Raw genomic sequence first — 6,529 nt, forward strand, 5'->3', positions numbered from 1 at the left:
CGGCGAGCGGCGGGAGGGGCGATGACCGGGCAGATGCGGACCGGCCCGGCCGCGCGCGACGCCGACTTCCGCGGCATCGACCCGCCCGCGCTCAACCATCTGATCCGGCAGATGCAGGACGCCGACAACGCGATCCGCGGCTGGCTGAACGGGCACCGCCCGCCGCCGGGCGTCCCCGCCACCGGGTACCGGGAGGCGCAGCGGGTGGCGGAGTGGGCGTCCGGGCAGCTCGGCATGCTGACCCGGCGCTACAACTACGCCGTCACGCATCCCGACCGCGGCGGCGGGGTGGAGGCCCCGGCGGTGCCGGTGCTCCCGGGGACGCCGGGCGGCGGTTCGCCGGCCCCGTCCCCCGGCCCGAGGCCGGTGGAGGCGCCGGCGCGCCCGCGGCCGATCACTCCGGTCGGGGCCGGCGGCGATCTCGGCAACTTCCCGACCCGGCAGGACGCGGCGAAGGCCGCCAGGACGGACGCGCTGGCGGTCGCGGCGGCCGTCCAGGACCGCGAGCCCGTTCCGGAAGCGGTCTGGAAGCACCTGAAGGCCAACGCCGGCGACCCCGACTACACCGAGAAGCTGTACGAGCGGCTCGGCCCGGCCGCGGCGGCCGACCTGCTCAAGGCGGCGGGCGACGACGAGGCGCGGCTGGCGGCCGTGCGGGAGTCGCTCGGCACGGCCAGCCACCACACGGCGATGGACGTGCGGTGGCTGCGGGCGTTCCTGGCGCAGGCCGACCACGCCGAGATCCGGCCGGTGGCGGTGCGGGTGCTGGCCGGGGCGGCGCTCAGCGACCGCACCCGCGAGGCCCTGAACCGGCTCGGCCTGGACCGGAAGGCGGGCTGACATGGCCGCGCCGCCGCCTCCCGGGAGCGTTCCGCCGCCGCTGGACTCGGCCGCGGCGGCCCAGCTCCCGCCGACGGAGCGCCCGAACCCGGCGTACCGCGAGCTCTACCAGGCGTACGCGGACGCCTACGGCGGCATCGACCGGCTCCGCAAGGCCCTCGACCCGGCGGTGCGGACGCTGAACGGCACCGACGCGTGGCTCGGCCCGGAGGCGCGGCAGTGGGGCGGGCAGCTGGAGGCCAACCGGAGATCGCTGCAGAAGGCCGCCGACAAGATCCTCTGGGACATCTACGACCGGCTGTCGGCGACGCGGCGGACCGTCGCGCGGGTCTAATCTCTAGCGGGTGAAGGAAGCGAAGCTGCGGGAGATCGACCACCGGGCGTTCCAGCGGCGGCTGGGCCCGATCCTGGCGGTGTACGCGGCGGCGATGCGGCCGCCGGCCGAGCAGCTCCCCGGCCGCCACACGATCATGGACCGGCACGCCTCGCATCCGCGGTTCCGCGCGGTGGTGGCCGAGCGCCGCGGCGTGCTCCCGCTCGGCGGAACGCTCCAGGGCTTCGGGTACGGCTTCGCGGGCGAGCACGGCCAGTGGTGGCACGACGTGGTGTACGCGGCGCTGGCGGAGGCCGGCGGCCCCGAACACGCGGCGCGCTGGCTGGACGACTCGTTCGAGGTGGCCGAGCTGCACGTGCATCCGGACCACCAGGGCCGGGGGCTCGGGCGGCGCCTGCTCACCACGCTGTGCGAGGGCCGGCCCGAGCGCACGGTCGTGCTGTCCACCCTGGACCGCAGGCCGGACACGCCCGCCCGGCGGCTCTACCGCTCGGTGGGCATGGTCGACCTGCTGACCGGGTTCGACTTCCCGGGCGGCGGGCCGCCCTACGCGGTGATGGGGGCGGTGCTGCCGCTGGCGGCGTACGAGGCGGCGTCCAGCAGCCCGTAGACCTCGCGGGTCGCGGTCGACTGGTTGAAGGTGATGAAGTGGATGCCGGGGGCGTCCTGCTCCAGCAACTCGCGGCACAGCTCGGCGGCGTGCTCGATGCCCAGCCGCCGCACCGCCTCCGGGTCGTCGGCGACGGCGTCGAAGCGCTCCCTGACCTCGGGCGGGAACGGCGCGCCCGACAGCTGCTCGGACCGATCGATCGTGCTCATCTTGGTGACCGGCATGATCCCCGGGATGATCGGGGTGTCGCAGCCGGCGGCCTCGACCCGGTCCCGCAGCCGGAAGTAGTCCTCGGCGCGGAAGAACATCTGGGTGATCGCGTAGTCGGCGCCGGCCCGGCACTTCTCCACGAACCAGCGGGTGTCGCTCTCGATGTCGGGCGAGCGGGGGTGCTTGTACGGGAACGCCGCGACGCCCACGCAGAAGTCGCCGTACGAGCAGATCATCCGGACCAGGTCCGAGGCGTACTCGACGCCGTCGGGGTGCTTGATCCACTCCCCCATCGGGTCGCCCGGCGGGTCGCCGCGCAGCGCGAGGATGTTGCGCACCCCGGCGGCGGCGAACCGGCCGATGAGGTTGCGCAGCTCCGCCTGGGCGTGGTTGACGGCGGTGAAGTGCGCGACCGGGGTGAGGGTGGTGTCGGTGGCGATCCGCTCGACGATGTCGACGGTGGTGTCGCGGGTGCCTCCGCCCGCGCCGTAGGTCACCGAGACGAACGTCGGGTGCAGGGTCTCCAGCTCGCGGATGGTGCGCCAGAGGGTACGGCCGCCCTGCTCGGTCTTGGGCGGGAAGAACTCGAAGGAGAAGGACCTGCCCCCGGCGGCGAGCAGCTCACGGATGGTGGGGGCGCGATCGGGGCGTTCGGGTCGCATCCTCCAAGGGTAGTGCCGTTCCGGACGGTCCCGGCGGGCGGCGGCGTCCGGATACGATCACAGCATGTCCACCAGCCGCGTCCGCAAGGAGGTCGACGAGGCCCTGATGGCGTTCGTCGACCGGCAGCGTCCAGGCCTCCTCGCCATCTCCCCGGATCTCGCGCCCCTCTTGACCGCCCTGGACGTCCTGCTGGCCGGTGGCAAGCGGCTGCGTCCCGCGTTCTGCTACTGGGGGTGGCGGGCCGCGGGCGGCGCCCAGCCGCGGGAGGCGGTGGTCGCCGCCGCGGCGTCGCTGGAGCTGCTGCAGGCCAGCGCGCTGATCCACGACGACGTGATGGACTCCAGCGACACCCGCCGCGGCCAGCCGTCGGTGCACCGCCGCTTCCAGGCGCTGGCGCGCGACGAGGGCTGGGCGGGCGGCCCGGCCGGGCCGTTCGGCGAGGGCACCGCGATCCTGCTCGGCGACCTGTGCCTGTCCTGGTCCGGGGAGATGTTCGAGTGGAGCGGCCTGGACGAGGACGCCCGGCTCCGCGGCCGCGAGGTCTACGACCTGATGCGGACCGAGGTCATGTGCGGCCAGTACCTCGACCTGCTGGAGGGCGTGCGCGGGTCGGGCACGGTGGACGCCGCGCTGCGGGTGGTGGAGTTCAAGAGCGCCAAGTACACGATCGAGCGGCCGCTGCACCTGGGCGCGGCGCTCGCCGGCGGCTCCTCCGAGGTGGTGGCGGCGCTGCGGGAGTACGGGCGGCCGCTGGGCATCGCGTTCCAGCTCCGCGACGACGTGCTGGGCGTGTTCGGCGACCCGGCGCAGACCGGCAAGCCGGCCGGGGACGACCTGCGCGAGGGCAAGCGCACGGTGCTGATCGCCCACACGCTGGAGCGGGCCGGCGCCGGCCAGGCCGCCACGGTCGAGCGGCTGCTGGGCGATCCCGGGCTGGACGCCGCGGGCGTGGCCGAGGTGCGTTCGATCATCGAGGGCACCGGCGGACTGGCCGCCTGCGAGGCGATGATCGAGGAGTACGCGGACCGGGCCGCCGCGGCCCTGGCCGCCGCGCCGATCGCCGCGGACGCCCGCGCCGCGCTGGAGGAGCTCGCCGTCGCCGCCACCGCCCGGAAGGCCTGAGACGGCAGGGGCGACCGGGACGACTGCGGCGACCAAGAGGACCGGGGCGACTGGGGCGACTCGCCCCGGAAATGGCCGAAGCGACCGGGGTGGCGTGATGTGGCCAAATCGCCGCGACGGCTAGAACTCTCCCACCGAACGGTGGCAGAAATGGCGGCATGGCCGCCGACACGCCGCACGCCGCCACCGACGCCGCCGCCCCCGCGCGGGGGCCGTACTCGAAGCGGAGCGGGGGAAGGCGCTGGAGGCCGGTCGCGGGGGCCCTGGTCTCCGTCCTCGCCGCGGCCGCCCTCGGCACCGCGGCCGGCGTACCCGCCCAGGCGCGGACACAGGCCGAGGCACAAGCGCGGACACAGGCGCAGGCGCGCGCCGCCGCCCGCTGCGGCGACCCCGTCCAGCGCCCCTGGTGCGCGGCCTCGCTGGACGCCGGCGAGCGCGCGCGGCTGCTCCTCAAGGCCATGACCGCGGACGAGAAGATCGCGCTGCTGGCGGCCGACGACCCGCTGGGCGGGCCGCTCGGCGGGCTCATCGAGACGGCGCACGCCGACACCAACCACGGCATCCCGCGGCTGGGGATCCCGCCGCTGTACATGGCCGACGGGCCGGCCGGCGTGCGGCAGGGCAAGGCGACCGCGCTGCCCGCCCCGATCGCCCTCGCCGCCGGGTTCGACCGCGAGGCCGCCCGCAAGTACGGCGGGGTCGTCGGCTGGGAGGCCCGGCACCGCGGCAACGACGTCGTCTTCGGCCCGACCGTGGACGTCCTGCGCACGCCCCTCAACGGCCGCACGTTCGAGGGCTTTGGCGAGGACCCGTACCTGTCGGCCGGGCTGGGCGCGTCCTGGATCCGCGGCGCGCAGGACCAGGGCGTGCTGGCCGCGGTCAAGCACATGGCCGTCTACACGCAGGAGACCGACCGGCTCTCCCTGGACATGAAGGTCGCGGAGCGCACGCTCCGCGAGATCTACCTCGTCCCGTTCGAGACGGCCGTCAAGGACGCGGAGCCGGCGGCGGTCATGTGCGGGTTCGGCAGGCTCAACGGGCGCTGGGCGTGCGAGGACGGCGCCGTCCTGAACGAGATCCTCCGGGACGAGTGGGGCTTCGGCGGCCTCGTCGCCTCCGACCACTTCGCCGCCAAGGACGGTGCCACCGCCGCGAACGGCGGGCTGGACCTGGAGCTGCCGATCGGGCTCAAGTACAACGCGTTCCTGCTCAAGCGGGCGGTGTCCCAGAAGAAGGTCGCCCAGGCCACGATCGACGGACACACGCTGAACATCCTGCGCACGATGTTCCGGCACGGCGTCTTCGACCGGCCCGCCCACCCCAACGACCTGTCGGGGATCGACCGCACGGCGAGCGAGACCGCCGCGCAGCTGCTCGCCGAGGGCGGGATGACGCTGCTGAAGAACGACGGCGCCCTCCCGCTCGCCTCCCCCGGCTCCATCGCCCTCATCGGCAAGGGCGCCGACGCGGCGCCCAACGGGTTCGGGTCGGCGAAGGTCGAGCCGTTCACGCGCGTGTCGCCGCGGGCGGGCATCGCCGCGCGTGCGGGCGCCGGGACGAAGGTCACCTACCACGACGGCGGCGACCGCGGCGCCGCCGCCCGCGCCGCCCGGGCCGCCGACGTGGCGATCGTCTTCGTCACCGACAGCCAGGGCGAGTTCTTCGACAAGTCCTGCCTCACCCTCCAGTGCGGCGACCCGCTGCGCGGCGACCAGGACGCGCTCGTCTCGGAGGTCGCCAAGGCCAATCCCGACACGGTCGTCGTCCTGGAGACCGGCGGGCCCGTGCTCACCCCCTGGGTGGACGAGGTCAAGGCCGTCCTCGCCGCCTGGTACCCGGGCCAGCAGGCGGGCCGGGCCCTCGGCCGCGTCCTGTACGGGGACGTCGACCCGGGCGGGCGGCTCCCCGTGACCTTCCCGGCGAGCGCGGGCGACGCCCCCGCCGCGGGGAACCCCGCCCAGTACCCCGGCGTGGACAAGACGGTGACCTTCTCCGAGGGCGTCCTCGTCGGCTACCGGCACTACGACGCGAAGGGCCTCACGCCGCGCTTCCCGTTCGGGCACGGACTCTCGTACACGACGTTCCGCTACAGCGACCTAGAGGTGAGCCCCGGCTCGGTCCGGGTGAGGGTGACCAACACCGGCACGCGCCCCGGCACCGCGGTGCCCCAGCTCTACCTGGGCCTGCCCTCGCCCGGCCGGGACGTCCCGCAGCCGCCGCGGCAGCTCAGGGGCTACCAGAAGGTGACCCTGGCGCCCGGCGCGAGCGCGCGCGTCACGTTCCCGCTCACCGCCCGTTCCCTGGCGTACTGGAACGAGGAGGGCGGCGCGTGGAACGTCGCACCCGGGTGCTACAAAGTGACGGTCGGCGGCTCCTCCCGGGACGCGGCGCTCCAGGGCTCCTTCGCCCAGGGCGGTGCCCGCTGCTGAGGTAAAGATCACTGTTCGCCTGCCGCGCCCCGAATGCGCGCGATACAAATAGAGGCCAACTTCGTCCGTCCCCGCCGAGTCGGAGCCCCCTGTGCCGCACGATCCCTCCCGCGGGAGGACGCCCTCCCGTTCCGCGCGCGCCGTCCCGGTGCCCGCCGTACCAGTGCCCGCCCTGCCAGTGCCTGCCGTACCGGTGCCCGCCGGAGCCCCCGCCCGTTCCCGGGCCGACCTCGACCGCCCGCGCCCCGCCGTCCCCGAGCCCCGCACCGCCGCGCCCGCGGACGGCGACGCGGACCGTCCCGCCCGCAGGCGGCGCCCCCG

General features: G+C 75.2%; 6 protein-coding genes. 5 read left to right on the forward strand and 1 reads right to left on the reverse strand.

Annotated features, from left to right (window positions below; genetic code table 11):
* Positions 1-21: 21 nt before the first annotated feature.
* Genes AB0881_RS29935 through AB0881_RS29945 form a run of 3 tightly spaced genes read left to right on the forward strand, consistent with a single transcriptional unit; the run spans position 22 to position 1,784 of the window.
* The gene (locus tag AB0881_RS29935) at positions 22-840 is read left to right on the forward strand and encodes a hypothetical protein (RefSeq protein ID WP_366622203.1); all 819 of its coding nucleotides are present in this window, start codon (positions 22-24) and stop codon (positions 838-840) included.
* 1 nt (position 841) lies between these two features.
* Positions 842-1,174: a hypothetical protein gene (locus tag AB0881_RS29940; RefSeq protein WP_366622205.1), complete on the forward strand. Its 333-nt coding sequence runs from the start codon at positions 842-844 to the stop codon at positions 1,172-1,174.
* A gap of 10 nt (positions 1,175-1,184) precedes the next feature.
* Entirely contained in the window at positions 1,185-1,784 is a 600-nt protein-coding gene (locus AB0881_RS29945) for a GNAT family N-acetyltransferase (protein ID WP_366622207.1), read from the forward strand.
* On the opposite strand, the gene metF is transcribed toward AB0881_RS29945, so the two are convergent.
* Positions 1,721-2,656: a methylenetetrahydrofolate reductase [NAD(P)H] gene (gene metF / locus AB0881_RS29950; protein ID WP_366622209.1), complete on the reverse strand. Its 936-nt coding sequence runs from the start codon at positions 2,654-2,656 to the stop codon at positions 1,721-1,723. The genes AB0881_RS29945 and metF overlap by 64 nt on opposite strands.
* Positions 2,657-2,720: 64 nt before the next feature.
* Between metF and AB0881_RS29955 the strand changes: the two genes are divergently transcribed.
* Complete coding sequence (locus tag AB0881_RS29955) at positions 2,721-3,779, forward strand: polyprenyl synthetase family protein (RefSeq protein WP_366622211.1); 1,059 nt, start codon at positions 2,721-2,723, stop codon at positions 3,777-3,779.
* Between the two features lie 158 nt (positions 3,780-3,937).
* Positions 3,938-6,208: a glycoside hydrolase family 3 C-terminal domain-containing protein gene (locus AB0881_RS29960; RefSeq protein WP_366622213.1), complete on the forward strand. Its 2,271-nt coding sequence runs from the start codon at positions 3,938-3,940 to the stop codon at positions 6,206-6,208.
* Positions 6,209-6,529: the final 321 nt, after the last annotated feature.

The sequence above is a fragment of the Spirillospora sp. NPDC029432 genome, from assembly GCF_040703975.1.
In the GTDB taxonomy this organism is placed as follows: Bacteria; Actinomycetota; Actinomycetes; order Streptosporangiales; family Streptosporangiaceae; genus Spirillospora.